At 41.2% G+C, this 21,512-nt stretch carries 14 protein-coding genes and 1 pseudogene; 4 read left to right on the top strand and 11 right to left on the bottom strand.

Annotation, left to right across the window (positions count from 1 at the left end):
- Positions 1-56 precede the first annotated feature (56 nt).
- From ACROAE_RS03580 to ACROAE_RS03555, 6 genes are all read right to left on the bottom strand, one after another.
- Positions 57-1,595: an MFS transporter gene (locus tag ACROAE_RS03580; protein WP_432399549.1), complete on the bottom strand. Its 1,539-nt coding sequence runs from the start codon at positions 1,593-1,595 to the stop codon at positions 57-59.
- Between the two features lie 389 nt (positions 1,596-1,984).
- The gene (locus tag ACROAE_RS03575) at positions 1,985-3,970 is read right to left on the bottom strand and encodes a glycoside hydrolase family 97 protein (RefSeq protein WP_432399829.1); all 1,986 of its coding nucleotides are present in this window, start codon (positions 3,968-3,970) and stop codon (positions 1,985-1,987) included.
- Between the two features lie 551 nt (positions 3,971-4,521).
- A complete protein-coding gene (locus ACROAE_RS03570) occupies positions 4,522-4,932 on the bottom strand; it encodes a hypothetical protein (protein WP_432399548.1) in 411 nt (136 codons plus the stop codon).
- Positions 4,933-4,970: 38 nt separating this feature from the next.
- Positions 4,971-5,630 (bottom strand): hypothetical protein, encoded by a 660-nt coding sequence (locus ACROAE_RS03565; RefSeq protein WP_432399547.1) that lies wholly within the window; start codon positions 5,628-5,630, stop codon positions 4,971-4,973.
- Positions 5,631-5,668: 38 nt separating this feature from the next.
- Positions 5,669-6,436 (bottom strand): hypothetical protein, encoded by a 768-nt coding sequence (locus ACROAE_RS03560; RefSeq protein ID WP_432399546.1) that lies wholly within the window; start codon positions 6,434-6,436, stop codon positions 5,669-5,671.
- Positions 6,437-6,478: 42 nt separating this feature from the next.
- Entirely contained in the window at positions 6,479-6,964 is a 486-nt protein-coding gene (locus ACROAE_RS03555) for a hypothetical protein (RefSeq protein WP_432399545.1), read from the bottom strand.
- Positions 6,965-7,545: 581 nt separating this feature from the next.
- On the opposite strand from ACROAE_RS03555, the pseudogene ACROAE_RS03550 reads away from it, so the two are divergent.
- A pseudogene (locus ACROAE_RS03550) lies at positions 7,546-8,665 on the top strand (ISAs1 family transposase).
- Positions 8,666-9,263: 598 nt separating this feature from the next.
- Here the strand turns inward: ACROAE_RS03550 and trmY are convergent.
- Positions 9,264-9,860, bottom strand: a complete 597-nt coding sequence (trmY, locus tag ACROAE_RS03545; RefSeq protein ID WP_432399544.1) for a tRNA (pseudouridine(54)-N(1))-methyltransferase TrmY — start codon at positions 9,858-9,860, stop codon at positions 9,264-9,266.
- 460 nt (positions 9,861-10,320) lie between these two features.
- Here trmY and ACROAE_RS03540 point away from each other — a divergent pair, with 460 nt between their 5' ends.
- Positions 10,321-10,563, top strand: a complete 243-nt coding sequence (locus ACROAE_RS03540; protein WP_432399543.1) for a YecH family metal-binding protein — start codon at positions 10,321-10,323, stop codon at positions 10,561-10,563.
- Between the two features lie 408 nt (positions 10,564-10,971).
- On the top strand, positions 10,972-12,285 hold the full coding sequence (locus tag ACROAE_RS03535) for a coproporphyrinogen III oxidase family protein (RefSeq protein WP_432399542.1): 1,314 nt from the start codon (positions 10,972-10,974) through the stop codon (positions 12,283-12,285).
- Between the two features lie 173 nt (positions 12,286-12,458).
- Here ACROAE_RS03535 and ACROAE_RS03530 read toward each other — a convergent pair whose 3' ends face one another.
- Positions 12,459-14,429: an alpha-amylase family glycosyl hydrolase gene (locus tag ACROAE_RS03530; RefSeq protein WP_432399541.1), complete on the bottom strand. Its 1,971-nt coding sequence runs from the start codon at positions 14,427-14,429 to the stop codon at positions 12,459-12,461.
- Positions 14,430-14,537: 108 nt separating this feature from the next.
- Positions 14,538-16,307, bottom strand: coding sequence for an alpha-amylase family glycosyl hydrolase (locus ACROAE_RS03525; RefSeq protein ID WP_432399540.1), 1,770 nt, complete (start codon positions 16,305-16,307; stop codon positions 14,538-14,540).
- Between ACROAE_RS03525 and ACROAE_RS03520 the strand changes: the two genes are divergently transcribed.
- A complete protein-coding gene (locus tag ACROAE_RS03520; RefSeq protein ID WP_432399539.1) occupies positions 16,306-16,446 on the top strand; it encodes a hypothetical protein in 141 nt (46 codons plus the stop codon). The two genes, ACROAE_RS03525 and ACROAE_RS03520, sit on opposite strands and share 2 nt — an antisense overlap.
- Before the next feature lie 122 nt (positions 16,447-16,568).
- On the opposite strand, the gene ACROAE_RS03515 is transcribed toward ACROAE_RS03520, so the two are convergent.
- On the bottom strand, positions 16,569-18,092 hold the full coding sequence (locus ACROAE_RS03515) for a tryptophan halogenase family protein (RefSeq protein ID WP_432399538.1): 1,524 nt from the start codon (positions 18,090-18,092) through the stop codon (positions 16,569-16,571).
- A gap of 100 nt (positions 18,093-18,192) precedes the next feature.
- Entirely contained in the window at positions 18,193-20,982 is a 2,790-nt protein-coding gene (locus tag ACROAE_RS03510; protein ID WP_432399537.1) for a TonB-dependent receptor, read from the bottom strand.
- Positions 20,983-21,512 lie beyond the last annotated feature (530 nt).

The following is a 21,512-nucleotide window of genomic DNA, read 5'->3' as shown; positions in this document are numbered from 1 at the left end:
CTGTGACGATGACAGATCACTGTTATTGTTTTGTATTTAATAAACGGTTAATTGATTTAGTTATCTTGTTTTACAAACAGTACGGCAATGCCCGACACCATCATAAATACGCCGCCCAATACCAGAGCGTAAATCGGCTGGCCGTCAAAAAAGACTTTTAATAACAAGCCTAAAATACTGGCCGCAAGTAGCTGAGGGATAACAATGAAAAAGTTAAAAATCCCTAAATACACCCCCATTTTTTTAGCGGGTAACGCAGACGACAACATGGCGTAGGGCACAGACAAAATAGAGGCCCAAGCAAAGCCAACACCAATCATGGGGATCCACAATTGATTCGGGTTTTCAATAAACATAAAGCTGATAAGTCCCAGTCCACCCAAAAACATATTGATGGTGTGGGTTAGTCTAATGCCGACAGCTTTGGCTAAAAAGGGAATAATGATGGCGGCAATTGCGGCAAAGCCGTTGTATGAGGCAAATAACATTCCCACCCAATCGGCGCCGTCGTTATACGCCTGGCTAAGCACGTCGCTGGTAGCGTAATGGTGTGAGGTCACGGCCGCAGTGGTATAAATCCACATGGCAAAGAGGGCAAACCAGGCAAAAAACTGCACTACAGCTAATTGCTGCATGGCTTTTGGCATATGGAACAAATCATCGACCACATTAAACAGCATGCCAAAGTTTTTGCGTTGCACGTTGGTGTTGTTTGCTTGAGTGAGTTTACGGGCACAAAACAGTTGCAGAGGCCCAAAAGCAAAAATACCAATACTGAGAATATAAAGCTGTTTATCAAGTTCTTGAATGACAATGGCTGCGGTAAATATTCCGCCAATGAGCATCCAAATAATGCCACCGTTTTGATACTGTTTACTGGTGCGGCAGTTGGGATTTTCTGCTGTGTCAACATGGTTGGCATGTTGCTCAAACGAGGCTAACTCTTCAGGCGAATACTCTTTACTTGAAACAATGGTCCAACCCACCGCGACAAACAAAACCGCACCACCAAAATAGAATGAATAGCGCACTGAATCTGCAATTTCACCCGCTGCAGCGGTATTGGCTACGTCGAATACATTGGTCAACATATAAGGCATTGCTGAGGCTACAACGGCGCCTATGCCAATAAAAAAGCTTTGCATTGCGTACCCTTGGGTACGTTGATTTTTAGGTAAGTTGTCACCAACAAAGGCACGAAATGGCTCCATAGCGATATTGATTGATGCGTCCATAATCCACAACATGCCCGCAGCAATCCACAGGGTAGGTGAGTGAGGCATAATAAACAGTGACAATGTGGTTAACACTGCACCAATTAAAAAATAAGGACGACGACGGCCAAGGGCATTCCAGGTGTTATCACTCATGTAACCAATAATGGGCTGCACAATTAAGCCTGTAAGCGGCGCGGCAATCCATAAAATAGGAATGTCGTCGATGGCAGCACCTAAGGTTTGAAAAATACGACTGACGTTGGCATTTTGTAGGGCAAAACCAAATTGAATCCCCAAAAAACCAAAGCACATATTAAAGATTTGCCAAAAGCTGAGCTGTGGCTGTTGAGTCACTTTATGATGATTTTCCGCAGACATGTTATATCCCTTTTTATCAGTCGCTATGCTGATTTTTTATTATTACTTTTAATGATGCTACGTGGCTCTTAAGTTTGCCAGATACAAACTTGAGATAATGGTGTCATAAAAAATGGCGAATACACATCTCCCTAAGACAAGTATTCGCCAAGACCTAAGCTCTATCGATGGCTTATTTTCCTAATAAACCATCAATAAAGGCAATTAAGGTGCTTTAAAGCTGGTGGCCTCAACAAGTGGCTTACCAGAAACGACCTAGCCCTTCTCATCCTGCAATCTGAGAACGAAATAGCAGGTTTTATAGTAGCCTTGAGCCTGTTGTGGGTTCAACGTGCTACATACGTATTCATGCCATTTGAGCAACCTAACACGAACACTTACGTAACATATTACAGTGCTTTAAAACGAATTGCGGTACCGCCACTTGACGCGAGTGACAGGGCAAGAGTGTCTTTGGCACTCACAATCTTGGTTTCAATGACGTAATCATACGGATTTGTTAGCCAATTAGCGTTATGACCATCACGGTATATTTGGGCTTCATAACGTTTACCAGCCGTTAAAAAGTCGAGTTTAACCGTGAATTTACGTGGGTTTTCGTCAGTCAAGGCTCCTAAATACCAATCTTCTGCGCCGCGTTGTTTACGAGCAAACGCCACGTAATCACCAATGTCACCGGCAAGGGCAATACTCTCGCCCCAATCAGTTGGCACATCTTGAATAAATTGAAATGCATCAAGTCGTTGCACATAGTTACGCGGTAAATCTGCCGCCATTTGGATGGGGCTGTATAACACAACGTACAGCGCCAGTTGTTTGGTTAGCGTGGTTTGTACGCGGTTTTCGGCATCTAATCCTTGTGGGGCCAAGTTGAAAATACCTGGGGTAAAGTCCATTGGTCCTGCCAGCATTCGGGTATATGGCAATATCGCGGTGTGCTCAGGATTATTGGGTGGGCTGCCCCAGGCATTAAACTCCTGGCCTCTCGCGCCTTCGCGCGCAATCCAGTTAGGGTAAGTGCGGCGCAAGCCTGTGTCTTTAATTGGCTCATGAGTATTAATGCTAATGCCGCGTTTTGCCGCTTCCGTTACGCTGTGCAAATACTCATTAACCATAAACTGACCGTCGTGCCATTCGTGTCTCACTATGCCGTTTTCATCAATACGCTTGATGTCGCCGCCGTCGGCCACATAACCGGTTTTAATTTGAGTGACGCCATATTTTTTATATAAGTCGTATGCATCGCTCATTTGATTGCGGTAGTTGGTCACAGAACCTGAAGTTTCATGATGGCCAATTAAACGAACGTTTTTACTGTGTCCATATTGAGTTATCTCATCGATGTCAAAATCAGGATAAGCTTTAGTAAAGCTAAACACGTCGCCGTTATCGAACCAACTACCATCCCAGCCTTCATTCCAACCTTCAACTAATACACCGTCAAAGCCATATTGCGCAGCAAAGTCCATGTAGCGTTTTGTTTCACTGGTGGTTGCGCCGTGTTTAGGTCCGCTGCCCCAGGTGTTTTCGTTTAGGTGCATGCCCCACCAAATACCCACGTATTTACCTGGTTGTACCCAAGATACATCGCCCAGTTTGTTAGGCTCGTTGAGGTTTAAGATTAAGTCGGAATTGAGTAAACCAATAGCATTGTCAGCAATTTGAATGGTGCGCCACGGTGTGGTGAACCCTGGTTGAGTTTTCACCCGAATACCGTCTGACCATGGGGTTAAATCTGCGCGTAATGTACCGTCACGGCCTTGATTTAATACCATGGCAGCATAGTCGGTTAGAGCGGCTTCATGGATGCTCATGTGCACACCATCATTTGTTCTAAACGTCATAGGAGTATGGGCGCGGTCGATTTTATCCAGCGAAGTTGTGCGGTATAAATACTCATAGCGGTTCCAGCCACGTCCGGGGATCCACCATGCTGTTGTGAGTTGTGGATTTGGGATAACAAACTCGGTGAGCTCGTCGGTAATATCCAGTTTGGGTGTGCTCGCTAGACCCGCTTGTTTTGGCACAAGATAACGAAAGCCAATGCCGTCGTTAAACGCTTTAAATTCAATATCAAAATCGAGTTTACCGTTAGACAAGGTGGCTTTGATACGATTGTAATGATCGCGTACATTCTCACGCTCACCCCACGGTTGCTGCCAGGTTTGGTCAACATTGCTACGACTGACATTTTTAATGGTAAACTCACTGCCAAACTCACCTAGCTGCTGAAATACCAGGCCAAGTTTACTCGGGTTAATGACGGTTTTACCGTTAAAGGCTATTTGATATTCAGGACGACCATTGTCGTCAGTTAAACTGATATTGATGTGGGTGTCAGGCGAGCTCACATGCACGGTTTTAGCATTCACCATGTTAGAAAATGCTAAGCCAGATAGCGCTAAAGCGCAGGTTAAACTAATAATTGATTTATTAAATCGAGATTGAGTCTCAGCACTACGACACAAGGTCGCAGGCTGTGGGTATGAGGGCGTCATACGGTATCCTTGTTGTTTATTATTATATCGTTATCAACAAGTAATATATGACGCTTTTAGATTTTACCGCAAAGATCTGCATACGTATTCAGGATACCTACACAAAAAGTGTACGAATAAATTGCGTGTTTGTGTACAATAATTATTGATAATTTCTAACGAGTTTTTTTGAAAAAGCAGAATGCTAAGCACAAATTTTATTTGTTCTAACTTATTTTATGCTACAGAGGGCGATCAATATTGACGATTAAATTTAGTAAAATTATACCAGTAAAAATGCAGGGAAAATTAGACGCTAATTGAACATGCTGACGTGATGATTTAGAGAGGAAATTTATTTTAGAAGCTGGTTAAAAAGTATAATCAGCTTCTATGTAACAACTAAAACCTTAGACTCTTAAAATTTATTTTTTAAGAGCTAATTTAAATTATAGTTCTTTTTCAACAACATGTTGAATATTAAATGCACGATCATCTACTTGATCTACATTCGTAATTGGAGAGTGATTTAATGTTAGTGTTCCACTTTTGAATTCAGCAAATTTATCGCTTCTGTGATTATCACTATAATTCTGAATAACTACTTTTTTTAACGATTCTTGTATTACTTCTCTTGCAAAATCTTCAGAACACATTTCTTTAAATGCTTTTGCAAGAGGTTGGAAGTAAACTTTTGGCCAGCACTCATCATATAAGTGACTGAAGCGTTCTACTTCTAAAGTAGACCAGTTGACTTCAATTTCAAACTTAAAGCCTGCATCTTTGAATATCTTATCTTTCAAAGATTCTAAGCGATTATCTTGAAATTCTTTTGTCGCACGTCTTTCAGCTAAACCCATTTTAAATCTCCATGTTAATAGTAGGTTTTATTACGAAATTACAAAGTTTTTTCTAATTTGTTTTTTATTAAAGAGTTGTAGTCATTTGGAAGGCTTTTTGACAAACAATACTTTAATGTTATTCGGTTATTTGTTTTAGTCAAAGATAGAAAATTATTATCAACATTAACAAATTCAATCGCATCAACTTTTGAGACTAAGTTTTTACCAAATTCGTCATAAGCTATCTCCATTAATGAATCAAAAGTGCTATCTATTAACGATAATACATTGTCTATCATAACACTGTCATACATTTCAATATTTGGAGGGATAAATTTAATTTTTACACCTAGATTTTTTTGAATGGCTTCTTCAATCATCTCTGATTTTTCATCTAATGAAATAGCTCGTTCTGATTTTGAATCAAAAGAATTGGTTTTTTTGTTATTAATTTCTAATAAATTCAATTTGGTTTTCGCATTTAATAAACCAATTGAAGCTATGTTTTCGATCTGAATGTATGTTATAAAATCTTCTTTTGAATATAAAACTAAAACTCTATTATCTAAGTCTAAGTGAGTTAGAAATCCAATGTAACGGTGTCCAAATTTATCATTTAAAACGATTCTTGGCGGTTCTATATTCTCTTTTTGTTTTATTCTCTCTAAAATTTTTTCAAAAGAAGAGATGAATATTTCATATGAAGGTGGAAGCATAAATTCTCTTTTAATTTTTTATAGGGAATTAGATAACATTAAATTAAACCTTTGTCTTTACATACCATAAGACTAATTTTACCTAGTTGCTTGGATACGCTCATTGGCTTGCACATTAATTTTTGGATAGTCTCATCACGATGTAGATTATCTTCAAGAGACTTAAACATAAACTTATCACAAGATTTAGTTACTATATTAGAAGCAAAACTTTGGTAAACTTTGTCATTTTTTGATGCAGCTAAGCTAACTGCATTTTGTAACTTGTTATCAGAACAAATTTCATTTTGTTTGGTTTTTGCTGCCATTTCATAAAGTTGAATTAATTCTAAGGGTTCGCCAGCCATCTGATTTCTGTTATTTTCTACCAACCTCGCAGCCACTTTAGGACCATCATTGTTAAAGGCTAAAGAGTAACCTAGCATGGACATGCATTCATTATCAAAGCGAGTGTTACAGTTCGGATTAATGAACAATCCACTCTTAAATATATTACTCATAATTTTAGTATCTTTAAGTAAAAATGGATACCTAGATTTTATAACGGAACCCTGTTCAATATTACCGTAGAAATTGCCACTGATTATATTGCGTTCAATTAAATTAGCGAATGATTTTTTAGCTAATATGTTCCATTCTAGAGAACGTTTTGAAGGTGATATTTCAGGTAAGACATCAATAGCTTCCTGAAAACTTCCTTGTTCTACGAGTATCTGTATTTCTTGCTCATTCACAGTATCACTATAGCTGTGAGCATCGATAGATAAACTAAAGAAAAGCAATGTAGTTACTAAAAAAGTTTTCATTTTATTCCTTAAAAATGAAATAAGTTCATAACAGTCTAATATTTACCAAAGTGCTTTAAGTAGTTTTTCAAATTTTGAATCATAAGCTGAAGATGCATTTAGTTCCATTAAAAGCGTTTCGCCTTCATTTTCAAGTTTGAACGAAGCATCCCGTAATTCCTGATCTTTATGACCAGAGATGTTTATTTGCGATATCTTAGTAAGTTCACTTTTATACATTTCCGCGTATTCACCTTGAGAACATATTTCGGTAAGGTTCTCTACAAGTTTGACTATTAGTGCACCACTGAAGCGTACGATTTGTTCTTGTGATCGTCTCAGTTTTTTATAATCGTACGTGTCGTAATTTGTCCAATCAATATTGAATTTAACATCTTTATTGCCACATGCACTGACTAGTTTTACTTTTGCTTCTTGTATGCTCTCTTCTGCTTTTTTTATTTCTATTTTTGTTTTCATATCTGCAGCATTAGCTGTAAATGTGGAAAGCGTTAACAGCGAAATTGTTATGATATTTTTTTTGAACATTATATTTACCTTAATCAATAGATTATGTTGGAAGATTTAAGGGTAAAATGAAAATTTTTATTCATCCGCCTTGATGACACCTTAAATTACATGGTTGTTTTAATGTAAGATGTATCTCTTCCTTAAGAAGTTTCGGGTAATATACTGTGTGCTTAGCTCTGTTTCAAGAGTCTTTTATTATTTTCATAAAAACAATTTTTATTTAGTATTTCAGTAGTAGTTAATTGAGGTGTGTTGGGGTGTGGCCGTGTAATACTTTGTGGTGTTTATTTAAAATTTAAAATTTAAAATTTAAATAATAAGTTATTATTTATGATGGGTTTATATCTTTATGACATTATATGTGATGTTAACTGTATTAAGGGAATGCTTTTTATTGTGAAAAATTGAATGTTAATAACTGTACTGGAAAAGCCAAACAGTACATTTTTAATTGAGAACTTTCAAACTCTACCTGTGACAGATCACCATTAGTCCAGGGTGAGATCGTGAACGTTTTTTGAGCTGCTGATATTGACACACAATCTGTTTGACGCCTTGGCTTAGCTGTGATCTTATACTCTCTTTTGGGAGAGTAAATTATGTACCTTGAAGCCTTCACAACCTTTTTCAGCGAGCTTACCGACACTCGTCAATCGGCTAAAATCACTTATCCTCTCTAAGATATTTTATTTGTTACTCTCTGTGGTGTTATTGTTGGAGCAGGGCTGGAGCGAGATCCGTGATTACGCTGATGGTCATCTTGATTGGTTTCAACAGCATGGATATTTAAGTGATGGTGTCCCTGTCGATTACACCATCGCGAGGACTATCTCACGCATTGACCCCGAGAAATTTAGGCTGTGTTTCATAAAGTGGATTCAAACCGTGCATGAAATAACGCAAGGTCAACTTATCGCGATAGACGGCAAGACATTGAGAGGCTCCTATCAACGTGGGAACCGACAATCAATAATTTATATGGTGAATGCGTTTGCATGTAAAAACAAAGTCGTTCTTGGGCAAGTCAAGACCTCTGAAAAGTCCAATGAAATCACAGCAATCCCAGAGCTAATAAAGCTTCTGGATATTGAAGGTGCTTTGGTTTCGATTGATGCCATGGGTTGCCAAATTAACATTGCAGAGCACATTGTCGAGCAAGGTGGCGATTACTTATTTACGCTAAAAAGTAATCAGGGCAATCTACATAAAGCTGTAGAAACAGCATTTTTTGAGACACGTAAAGCCCCGCTAGGCGGCGTAAGCTTTGAGCAACAACATGGTCGTATCGAAGCGCGAATTTGCCATGTCTTAAGTGCCAAACAGTTTACAGAAGAATTCTCACAATGGCCTCAATTACATACACTTGGCATGAGTATGAGCTTTCGTCAGCAAAAAGGAAAAGCGCCTGAGCTCATGTATCGTTACCATATCAGTTCCGCTGAACTGACAGAGTTGCAACTCGCTGAAGCGGTGCGTGCTCATTGGGCTGTAGAAAATAGCCTGCATTGGGTGTTAGATGTCAGTATGGCTGAAGATGCTTGCCAAATTTATCAAGACCATGGTGCTGAAAATTGGGCTATGTTACGCCAAGGCGCATTGAATATGCTTAGAAGCGAACCTTCAAAGGGAAGCATACCAGCTAAACAAAAACGAGCCTGGATGAAAACAGCATACTTAGAAGCGGTATTAAATGCTAGATTCAGTGATATGGCTAATTAATGAACACTCATGCGGTTGCCCTGCATTGATAGCGGTTACTGACCAATGGAGTTTTTTGAAAGAACCATGATGTACTCTTTGCATTTTCATAATATTTTCAACACCGATGAAGTAATCTAAGTTACGAGTACAAAATGTTTAATCGTTATCGAATAGTTGTTCGATACTTGAAAATTTACTTTCATTGGAAAGGTCGAAATAGTGCATGGCGAGTGCCAATTCTTTAGACATTAATAAAGCTCCCTATTGGGTATACTGCTATGAAGTAAACAAAACAATGGATATCAGGTTAAAATTATACGTTTATAAAAATAAGGATAAAATTACATCCATGATTATATTATGAGGTGTTCCAAAATATAAACGTTAACTATAGTTGTCATCCTTTGGCTATATCCATTAGCTGTAGGGGAAAATACCATAAAGTAAAATGCTGGTTCACGGCTCAAAGCATTGCCGTAAAGACAGTGTTATTTAGTATGAGCAAAGGAAACGTTGCGATCTTCTCAAGTTTTAAAGTTTTTATGGGAGAAGCGCCACAACGCTAGTGACGGTAGATCAAGGACTCACAAGGTAAATGGCCGCACGGGCATCATCATTACAATCTCATGTCTAATTCATTGTGGATCAACACCACACATTGCGATGCAAACAGCATTTTAGGGCCTAAGTTAATGTGTTGAGCACCAAGACGTTTAAGACTGTTAAAACTCTTCTTAGGCATAGGGATATGGTCGGTTAGTAAAAAACATGGGTTTTGCGCAAACTCAACATCGCGAACCGGGGTACCTTTTTTCTCTAACATATACAGCTGATAATCTTCGGCTAATTCTTGCACTAATTTTTCAAAGCTAACAGTGCGAACGGTGATGCCTGCTTCTACGTCACGTAACTGTTCTTTATCCATACCTTTGGATACCGTTAATGCCTTGGCTATTTTATTGGTGAGGTTTTGCTCATGAAAGCCACCAATATGACCTAACTCACTTGAACGAAAGCATATTGTGCGTGAAAAATCGGTCGTGCTTTCTAATACTAAATACACCACGACATCATCACGATGTGATTGAGCAACGAAGATGGTATTCATTAAGGTGTGGGCTAAAATTTCGGTATGAGCTGATTGGCCAATGCCCGCCAAAAACTGCTGGCTATCAACTGGAGCCGCTCTGGCTCGAACTACAAAAGCGCGCATCGTAAATCCTATTGGAAATTAAATTAAGCTAACATCGATTCTCTTCTCCGCTAATCAGTGAGTCACAGTTAAATCTGTATCCCCCAATCCATTAGCGACAAAGTATATTGGCCATTATCACAGTTTTAATGCCTACTGTAATGCGATTAATCTCAGTAACTAACATTATGAATCTTAATCAAGCTTAAACAGCATTTTACGCCATGGGTGACGGTGGGTTTATACGCATATTGCGCTATTGAAGTGTCTTGAATTTGGCGTTGATGACCTGTAGTCGGTTCGATGGTAGCTATCGCATTTTATCAATTTGAGTCCCAGTGAAAGTAAATCATAGGCTCACATTGTTCATTATTTATGTTAAATGGCCAATCACTTTGCTGAACATGTGTGCGAGATCAGGGTTTGCCTGTCAAGAATAAGATATAAAGTATAAAAATTTTACATCTTAACTGGAGATACAATGTCTGATTCAATCCACGGCCATCAAGTAATGCAAATGATGTTAACCCACGGTTCTGCGTTAACGAAGCAAGAGCTTAAAATGATGATGGAAACTACGTTTGGCGCAGAGACTCGCTATCATACTTGCTCTGCTGAAGAAATGGATGCTGAGATGCTGATTACATTTTTAGAAGGCAAAGGTAAGTTTATTCCGAGTAATGGCGGTATTACCACCGCAGCCGACAAAATCTGTAATCATTAAACTCTCTAAGGTCACTAAAGTAGCAATATATGGCTTAGCACTAGTTGGTTCTAGATAAGCCTAATATTACCTAATCTAACGTAAGATCCCCCCTTCAATGTGAATCACTTACTCTTTAGTGATGATTTCTGGCTCGGATAAATCGATTTTACCAATTAACCCACAGCTTCCCGTTAAACCTTTGAAGTTCAATATGTGACCGACATCAAATTTTAACAATAAGAAGGCTCGTATTGTGTAGGTAACGGTGTAGGTGTGGTTATACAAGCAAATATAGATTTTCTAATATTATGCAAATCATCGCGGTTAAATAGCATACTTACGTCGCACAGCTCTGCAGTGCTAAAGCCAATCCGGCTGATTTAACTATTCATGCCATTGGCTGTTTCTAAGACTAAGGCCAACTTTATGAACACATTATTTACGTCCTCAAAGTTAAACATTGCCACAAGCAGCCTTGACTGGGTTATGGGTCAAACCATAAGGCATTCATTAAACTTGAACGATGCTGTCGCAATTGATGAATTACAGCCACTTATTGTGCCAGACAAGCCGATTGAAACGCTTTATATCCACATTCCTTTTTGTCATACCTTGTGCCGTTATTGCTCATTTCATAAAATTAAATTTAATGAGCCTGTCGCGCGCGAATACTTTACGGCGCTGAGACAAGAAATTCGTCAAGTTATAGCCCAGGGCTTTCGTTTTAATCGGGTGTATATTGGCGGCGGCACGACCACTATTTTAGAAGATGAGTTGATTAAAACGATAGAGTTGATTAAGTCATTAACCTCAGTACGTGAAGTCACGTGTGAAAGTGACCCTATTTATTTTAAAGACGGTAATCCGCATTTACTCAAAGGTTTGGTCGACCGTATGTCGATTGGAATACAAAGCTTTGACGATGAAATCTTAAAAATGGTTGGCCGCTTTGAAAAGTTTGGCAGTAGTTTACAACAAGCTGAGTATGTCAGTCGTGCTATCGAAATAATACCTACAGTCAACATTGATATGATGTATGGATTTAAGATTCAAACACCTGAAGCAGTAGCTATTGATTTAGCACAAGCCATCCGGTTACATCCTGATCAAATCACCACCTATCCATTAACCCTTGGCCTGGGTAAAAACCGTAAAAAAGCCGGTTGCCTTGCTGGCAAATCTGAAGCGTTATGGCCTCAATTTTTGGCAGTTAAAGAAGCATTAGCAGAACACTATATTATGGAGTTTCCGTGGACCTTTAGCCGTAACTTTGGTCAGCCAGTTGAACATAAATATGTATTAGATGGTGAAGACTGCTTCGGTGTCGGCTCTGGCGCATTTGGTCGTTTTGGCGAGCAGTTTAGAATTTCCAGTTTTGATATTCCAAATTATATTCACCGTATCAAAGCAGGACAAAGTGGCACTTGTTATACCAAACCATTAAAAACCAAGGCACTTTCACAGCATTATTTAATGATGATGATGGGCCTTGGCTTGCTGAATAATCAACAATGTAAAGCCTACACGGGCAAGTCTTTGTGGCATGCATTTCCGTTAGAAATGAGTTTTTTAATTTCAGCAGGGGCGCTGACTAAACAAGGTGAGAATTACATTACCACCGTTGAAGGCCAGTTTATTGCACTTAAAATGTTTTCAGGCTTTTTATCTGGGATGGATTTTCTTCGCGAGCAGGCCCGTGAATTACCCTTAAGCGCAATTGAAACGCTGGCAAGTATTTAACCCCTGAACGGATTAATAAACGGCTATCAACCAGCCCTTAGTCTTACAGCTGCGTTGCATTGATTTGCCTTAGGCTAGCGATTGACGCAGTTAGTAATAAAAGACTGCGCCTTGCTAACAAACCAATGGGTAAGTCTGATATCAACAGGCCCTAAAGTCTTGTCAGTATCATTTTACGTCTTATTGATAACGTCAAGAATCACAGATTGTAAAGGGGCTAGTTCAATATCAACACTGGCACTGCCATCTTGATGCCAAATGAGTTGCTGATTGAGTGGGGTATTTTTTAATAAATCGGTCAGTTGTTTATTTCCGTTAATATGCCACATTTGCATGAGTGTATTCGGTAGCTGAAGGATAAATTGCTTGCTCTGGCTTTGGCTGAAATTACTGACGATGATTAATTGCTGAACATCGTTAAAGCGGCTGAAAGCAAATACGCTGTCATCATAGCCTTTAAGCTTATTTTGGCGTTGGATGCTGTCTAATTCTCTATACTCACCGCTTAGCGCAGTAGCGGTATGGCTTAAGTTTATTAGCGTTTGATAATAGGTGCGCAATGCCTTTTCATCAGGTGTTGACTGTCCACCATCAAACTTGCCGTTATTCATCCAGCGTTGATGAGCTGGTACGCCCACATAGTCAAAAATACTGGTGCGAGTCGGTTGTCCAAAGCCTGCATTTTCAGCGCCTTGCTCGCCGACATCCTGACCAAAATACAGCAAGGTGGGTGAGCGACTTAACGTTGTAGAGACCACCATTGCCGGCAGAGCATTAAATGCATTACCGGCAAAATCGGCGGTGTTAATACGTTGCTCGTCGTGGTTTTCTAGAAAGTGCAGCATATGTTGTTCAATGTCGCTCACTTTTGCTTGCACTGTGGCGATAACCGCTGTGCTCGCTTTACCTTGAATAATGGCTTTTAAGCTGTCGTATAAATCCACTTTGTCGTAAAGGTAATCCATTTTACCTAAATGAATATAATCACGATATAAATCAGGGTTATATACCTCTGCCAGAGTAAAGGCATTGGGGTTTGTGTGTTTAATGTGGCTGTTGAGGTAGCTCCAAAATTCAACCGGCACCATTTCGGCCATGTCGTATCGAAATCCATCCACTCCTTTGGCTAACCAGTATTGGGCAATGCGCTCAAACTTACGCCATGAATCTGGGATGTCATCCGCGGTTTGTGCTTGCCAAAAAGCCAAATGCTTCGCGGCCGTTTTGCTTGCATATTCAGCGGGCAGTGCAGGGAAGTCTTGGCTGCCATCGGGCTTAACACCATAATTTATTTTAACGGTTTCATACCAGTCGTTGGCGTCAGGTTTGGCTAAACGTGAGCCATTACCAGTCCATTTAGCTGGAGATTCAGTAAACTTACCGTCACTCAGAGGATGAGTTTCTCCGTCTAACGGGGCGTAACCATTAGGAGCATCGGGTACGGCAAAGTCTTCACCGCTCACATAATAAAAGTTGTTATGTTTGCTATAAACCTGTGAGGTATCGTCATTGGCACCAAAGTCTAGTTCACCTTTTGGGGCTGACAGAGAGTGATAGTTACGGGCAATATGATTGGGCACTATGTCGATAATCACTTGCATGCCATTAGCGTGAGTGCGCTCGATTAAGGCTTCAAATTCAGCTAGGCGATTGGCTGGATTGGTCGCTAAATCTGGGTTGACGTTGTAATAATCTTTTACCGCATAAGGTGAGCCTGCACGGCCTTTAACGACATCGGGGTCGTCATTACTGATCCCAATACTGGTGTAATCGTTAATGACCGCATGATGCGGCACTCCGGTATACCACACGTGAGTGGTGCCGAGGGATTTGATGTCTTGTAAAGCGGTATCGGTAAAGTCGCTAAATTTGCCGACACCATTGTCGGCAATGGTGCCCCAAGGTTTATTGGTGGTATTAGTGTTGCCATATAAGCGAGTAAAAACCTGGTATACCACGGGTTTACCGGTTGTTGGCGATGACTTAACTTGTGTCATTGATAATGCCGATTCTCTCACATTTTCAGTTTTTTGAATGTCGGTATTGGTGGGCTTACAGCCGCTGATGCTTAAGCTTAACCCTATCACGGTTATGTAGGCGAGGGGACGCATGTTAACGTTAATTGATACTGAAGGTAATAACATAGGGACTCTTTTATCTTGGTATCCACTTGGTGTGGTGCATAAGCGTGTGTGTTTATCACGGCTAGGCTAATCCACAGTGGTTCAGCCTAGCCTTAGCAATGTGTAATCTTATCGTTTGAGCGACAAAATGGTCACGCCTTTTTGCTCAAGCTTAAGCGGGGTATCTAATTGATATGATTGTTGATTGATAATATCAACGCCTTGAGTATTGCCATTAAATATGCTGCTAAAGCGTGATAAGTCGAGCTCAACGCTTTGCTCATTTTTATTGTAGATAATCAATAAGGTTTCATTATCAGCATGTCGGCTTTGCACGTAAACGCCATCTTTAGGCACAAAATGACGTAAATTGCCGTGTTGTATTGCTGCAGAATTTTTACGGTAATTAAGCAAGCTGCGCATAAATGACAATGTGGCTTGTTGCTGGTTATCTAAGCCTTCACCGGTAAAGGCGTTGACCTTATCTTGCGGCCAACCACCCGGGAAATCACCGCGCACCGCGCCATCGTTTCTGCCTTCACTTGGGCTTTGCATTAGCACTTCTGTGCCGTAAAAAATCTGTGGAATACGGTTACTGGTGAGCACGTAGGCCATTGCGATATTAAACAAGCCTAAATCGTTTTTCATCAGGCTGTATAAACGGTTGGTGTCGTGATTGCCCTCAAATAACACTAAGTATGTCGGCTTGGCATACACCACATCGTCGGCTAAGCGTTGGTACAAATTAATTAAGCCTGTGTCCCAGCCTTCTGGCTCGGTTAAACTGGCAATCAAAGTGTCGTACAGCGGAAAGTCCATCATACTTGGGGTGTATGAGGTGTAACCATCGTTATTTTGTTTACCTGACTGCCAGTAACTCACGGTAATCGGGTTGCTTGTCCATTCTTCGCCAACAATATTAAAGTTTGGGTATTCGTCCATAATGGCTTTAGACCAACGTGTTAAAAATGTTTTGTCTGCATAAGAATAGGTGTCTTCGCGTATACCACTCAAGCCTGCATATTCAACCCACCAGATACTGTTTTGAATTAAGTAAGTTGCCATGTGTGGATCGGTTTGATTCATGTCGGGCATGGTGTCGGTAAACCAGCCTTTGTCAAAATCAGCGGTGTCACTGGTCACCGCGTATGGGTCTTGTACTGTGGTGCGACGGTGGCTGGTGTACAAAATCTCTTGCGGATTTTGCTGCCAGGCTTGTTGGCCGTTAACCCAGGTTTCGCTCGGAAAATCGGCCATCCATTGATGACCTGAGCCCATGTGATTCACAATGACATCTTTAATGACCCCAATGCCAAAGCTGCGCGCCTCTTGCACTAGTGCCTTGTACTCTTCGTTTGTACCAAAACGTGGGTCTATTTGATAAAAGTGGGTGGTTGAATAACCGTGATAAGAATACTTATCTTGGTTGTTTTCAAGCAGTGGGTTAATCCATAACTGAGTCACACCTAACTCGTGCAGGTAGGGCAGCGCTTTACGGATCCCCAAAATATCGCCACCGTGACGACCACCATCAAAGCTACGATCGCTCTTTTCGAGCATGCTTGGGTGATTATCGTTATCTGGATTGCCGTTAACAAAGCGGTCTGGGGTGATTAAGTAAATCACATCTTTATTACTAAACCCCTGGCGTTCGCGCGCGCCAGGCTCCCTTGCTTGAATAGCATAATCAAATTGCTCAACGAGCTGATCATTATCATAAAGGCCAATTTTTAGTTGTTGTGCTTTGGCATCTTGTAAATCTAAATTGATAAACAAATGATTGGAGCTAGCGGTTTGCTCAACGTTTACCAGCTTTACGCCCTGTGCGTTGAGCAGTTTAACCTGGTGGCCACGAATACTATCGCCAGCAACCAATAATTGCAGTTGTGGATTGTGCATGCCTGCCCACCACGAAAGGGGTTCAACATTAACCGCCGCATTCACAGATAATGCACTGCAACTGATTGCTAAACCGAATAAAATTGAACCTGCAAGCAAACACTTTTTTGCTGGCGTTAATGAGTTTGGCTTTGCGTGAGTCTTTGAGCGTGACTTTGAGTGTAACTTTGAGTTCGACAAGGTCATGAGGTGTCCTTTTTAGTTCTTATTTTTTATGGTATTGAGCTTCTTATCTTCAACAGATGCCATGCACCAAATCCACTAAAGCGCGCGAATAAACGCGATATGTTCAGGCATGTTGGCAACTGTGGTGTTAATCACTTTACTGATGTTGCCTAAATAATCTTGTAACGCAGCAGGCTCAACCGCTGCCGCGAGCGGATGAAAGTCTGCCGGTGTAATGCCCTGGCCGAGCATCACCTGTATCCAGGCTGCTTCGGTGAAGAGTTCGTCTTGGTGCCTAAATACACAGGCTGTTTGGCTAAATAAATCGATTTTTTGCTGCAAGCTCTCAGGAATATTCATGTCGCGGCAATGCTGCCATAACCCAGTATTATCGGGTTCTGTTTGTTTGGCGTTGAGGTGGTAGTGCAAAATAATAAAGTCGCGAATTTGTTCAAACTCAGTTTGTGATTGGCGATTAAACTCATCGACTTGCTGAGATTGAATGCCATGATGCGGGAACAATTTAGTTAGACGAATAATCGCCGATTGCACTAAATGTAAGCTGGTGGATTCTAGCGGCTCTAAAAAACCGCTCGATAAACCAATCGCGACACAGTTTTTATGCCACTGCTTTACCCGTCTGCCCGTGGTGAATTTGATTTTACGGGGCTCAGCTAATGGTGTGCCATCAAGGTTATTGAGTAACAGCTGTTTTGCTTGCGTATCACTCATGAATTTGCTGCTATAAACAATGCCATTGCCGGTGCGATGTTGCAGCGGAATACACCATTGCCAACCTGCATCATGTGCGGTGGCTTTAGTATATGGCAGCAGTGGATGAGTACTTTCACACGGCACGGCGTAGGCACTGTCACAAGGTAACCAATGTTGCCAGTTTTCATAATCGACACCAAGCGCTTGCTCAATTAATAGGGCAGAAAAGCCCGAGCAGTCGATAAAAAAATCACCGGAGATGGTTTGGCCGTTTTGCAAGATAACACTGGCAATATTGCCGTGGTTATCAAGTGTTGTGTTATCTATTTTCCCCTCAATACGGTTTACACCTCGTTGCAAGCAATATTGTTGGAGCATGGTGGCGTATAGGCTGGCATCAAAATGGTATGCATGAGTAATGCCGGACATTTGTGCATTAGGAATATTGGCAATAGGCTGAAATTTATTGTGTTTAGCGGCCTGGTAATTGATGGAGTATCGCCAAAAGTCTGCTGAATTATATTGTGTGTTTGAGTCAGCATTTTGAGTGGCCTGGGCACAAAGCCAGTAATGATGGAATGATGTAAAGCCTAGGTCGCGGCCAACATTACCAAAGGCATGCATGTAAGCATCACCTTGTTGATACCAGTTTTCAAATTCGATACCCAATTTATAAGTGGCTTGGGTCGCGTTAATAAAGTCGCTTTCTTTAATGCCCAGTACGCTATTAAAAATTTGTAGCGGGGGGATTGTCGCTTCGCCCACACCAATAGTGCCAATGGCGTCAGACTCGATGAGAGTAATATGGAGTTGGGTGTTAAACAGCCTCGCTAGCATGGCCGCTGTCATCCACCCTGAGGTGCCGCCGCCCACAATGACAATGTTTTTTATTGTTGTTTGTTTCATTGTTATCGCCTTTGTTTATTGTGTGATGAGTGCAATAAAGTAAAAAAGCCCCTGTAAAAGGTACAGAGGCTTTTGAGGGAGGTTTTATATTACAAGCCGTTTAAAACTTGTAGTTGGCACCTAACATAAAGTTACGACCATAGTTTTGATAATCACGTACGTGACGTGCATCTTCACCTGTGTACGAGGTAAATGGCTCGTTGGTTAAGTTGTTGACCTGGAACTGAACCGATAGACCGTATAGTGCATCGATTCCGCTTTCAGTAAAGTCATAACCAATTTGCGCATCAACGACGGTTTCAGCTTTCACGTTAACGTTAACGCGCGTTAAGCTGATTGCGGTCACTTCACCTAGGAAGTCGCTGCGGTAGCGTGAGCTAATACGCGCTTCAAAGCCGGCGTTTTCATAGTAAACCGTTGCGTTAAAGGTTTTTTCAGATAGGCCTGGCAATGTTGTCGCTGCGCTATCTGAGGTTTCTTTCACTTCACTGTCGTTATACGAACCACTTAAGATGGTACCAAAACCTTCAAGTTGATCTGCAAATAAGCCGAAATCTAGTGATAAAGAGGCTTCAATACCTTGTACATAACCGCCTTGACCATTTTGTGGTTGAGACACAAGCCCGATTGGGTTGTCGTCAGCGCCTTGAGGTAAAATAGTGCTAAAATCAAAGGCTGATTGTTGGTCATAGACGTAGTTTTCTAGGTCTTTGTAGAAAACAGCTAACGAGAAGTAACCTTGATCGCTAAAGTAGTTTTCGTAGCTAATGTCATATTGACGCGCTAACCAAGGGCGTAATTCAGGATTACCCGCACCACCAGACCAGTTAACACCGTCGTTTGGATTTTCATTGTAGCTAAAGTTAACGTTAGCATTCATTTTGTCCATACGCGCACGGGTTAGGGTACGCGCAGCTGCAAAGCGAACCATTTGACCGTCGGCAACTTCAAAGCCTAAATTCATGCTTGGTAGCCATTCAACGTAAGAGTCACCTGCGGTGCGAGGTGTTAAGCTAACCACTCCGCTTTCAACGGTTGCGACTGTTCCGTCAGAGCTTTGGTCAGTATGTACGGCTTGTAAACCGACGTTACCCATTAATGGGAAACCCATTAATTCAGATTCCAGGTTTGCTTTAACAAATACAGTAGACACTTCTTCTGAAACAGACCAAGAGTTAGTTGCGCGAGATAAATCCACATCTGCTACGTCTGTTTCGGTGTAACCACCGGCATTATAAAATGCTAATGAGTCATAGCTGAGTACATCACCCATACCGAAAAAGTCGAGTGAAGTCGGCGATAGCAAGAATTGATCTGGCACGGTTTCTAGGTAGTTATCTGACCCATCGTAGCCGGCAAGTGTTAAGTAATAACCTTTATCAAGCTTACTCTTGTCACGATTTGTGCGATTAACACCAAATTCAACGCTACGAACAGCGCCTTCATCAAAAATGTACTCAGCACTTAAACGGAACGAGTTTAGCTCATCTTCAATTTCTGGTTTATTAATAAAACCGTCTTGGGTGTTAGGCCCTAATGGACTGCCCCAGCCGAGTGGGTCGCCTAATTTAATCACATTTGGATCGGCGTAATCTAAGTTGTGAGTAAAGTCATAACCGCCATCGCCATTATAGGCAAAACCTAAGTCATCAACCGCGCCAACGCCGGTACCACGACCTGTGCCGCTGTAACTTTCCATACCAATGTCGGTACGATCGGCTTTTGACATTGCAATGTCAGCTTCAACGCGCCAATTATCATTGATGGTGTACTTGTTGTTCCAGCCAATTGATAACGAGTCAGCATCACGTTTGTTGACATCGTTACGCACAACAACTTCAGCGCCACTTATCGAGCCCGACACCATCAAACCATCTTCACTTATAGGTGAAACTAAACCACCGTTAGATCCCCAAGCACCAGGAATTTCTATACCACGTAAACGCTGATCATCAGTAAATTTAGTGTAATAAATATCAACAACTGAAGTGAATTGGTTATTAGGTGCGTATTCAAATACAGCTAATACACCATCGCGCTCTAATTCGCTTGAGCGTACAAACGGTTTTGCTCCACCTAAACCTGTGAAGCCAGCAGCTTCGCCATCGACATCGTTATATGACCCGTTTGCATTGTAAAACTCTCGCCCATTATCAACATGCTTGTATAAATCTGGGTAACCCCATGCCTGCCAGCGCTCTTCTTGGTTAGGCGACTTCATACGGGCATAACCCAATGCAATACCAATAGTGTCGTCGGCAAACTGGTCGATATATGAAATGCTGCCACGATAACCAGTGTCGCTTGAACCACTGTTAAGTGAACCCAAATCGTTCATTTCGCCACGTAATGACACCGCAATGGCTTGCTCGCCATGAGTCAGTGGGCTAATGGTTTGCATGTCTACCGTGCCACCAATGGCTTGCGCCATAACCGAGGCGTCAGGGGTTTTGTACACCACAACACGGTTAAGTAATTCAGAAGGGTATTGGTCAAATTCAACGCCACGGTTGTCATTGACAGACGCTTGTTCGCGACCGTTTAAGGTGGCAGTGGTAAAATCTGGGCCTAGGCCACGAATAGAAATAACGTTTGCACGGCCATCAAGTCGCTGTGCGGTAATACCAGGTAGGCGAGCGAGTGACTCTGCGATACTGACATCAGGTAATTTACCAATGTCTTCTGCAGAAATGGCTTCAACGATTGAAGATGAAGACATTTTTAATGATTGTGATTCTTGTAAACTGCGACGAATACCTGTGACCTGGATCACTTCGATATTTTCTTCAGCGGTTTCTGTTGTTTGTACATCATCTGCAGCGTAAGCGCTGATACTCGCACCCGCGGCGGCTAATGCTAACGTAAGTAGGCTCGGTTTAAATAGCAACATTCATCTTTCCCCTTTAGTGAACACTTAACCGCTTGATTTAGGTCGAGTGTTAGTGTCCTTTTGAATTATGGTTACAGTCTTTATTGTGTTTATGCCCCAGCATGCTCAATGACTATGATAAATAACTATGTTAAATAACCATTATAAGTGACTGCATAAGTGCTGGAGTTATGACCAAATTGTTGCACAACAGTGACGATACTACTCCCAGTACACTTTTGCCGACAATATTATGCATACGTATTCAAAGCTTGTTGCAGGGATATAGAGGGGTAATTGTATATTTAAAAGCCATTGTAGCTGACATCAAAATAAAAGGTAAGATTCTGTTTTTATTATTTATTTATTGTTTCTGGTAAAGTGGTAATGCTATTTGTTTCTTTGCATACGTATGCAGGTGTATTGAACCTGATTTCCTTATTCACGTATCCTCAGGGATATCAATAAAACAACAGCGGGCTGTTACTCGTTCGCAACATAAAGTTAACTTGCGAGTCTTGAGACGGGTTAGCTTATTTTAAGGGGAAACA

The sequence above is a fragment of the Shewanella sp. MF05960 genome (genome assembly GCF_050849305.1).
In the GTDB taxonomy this organism is placed as follows: Bacteria; Pseudomonadota; Gammaproteobacteria; order Enterobacterales; family Shewanellaceae; genus Shewanella.
This window is presented reverse-complemented; position numbering and strand designations above follow the sequence as displayed.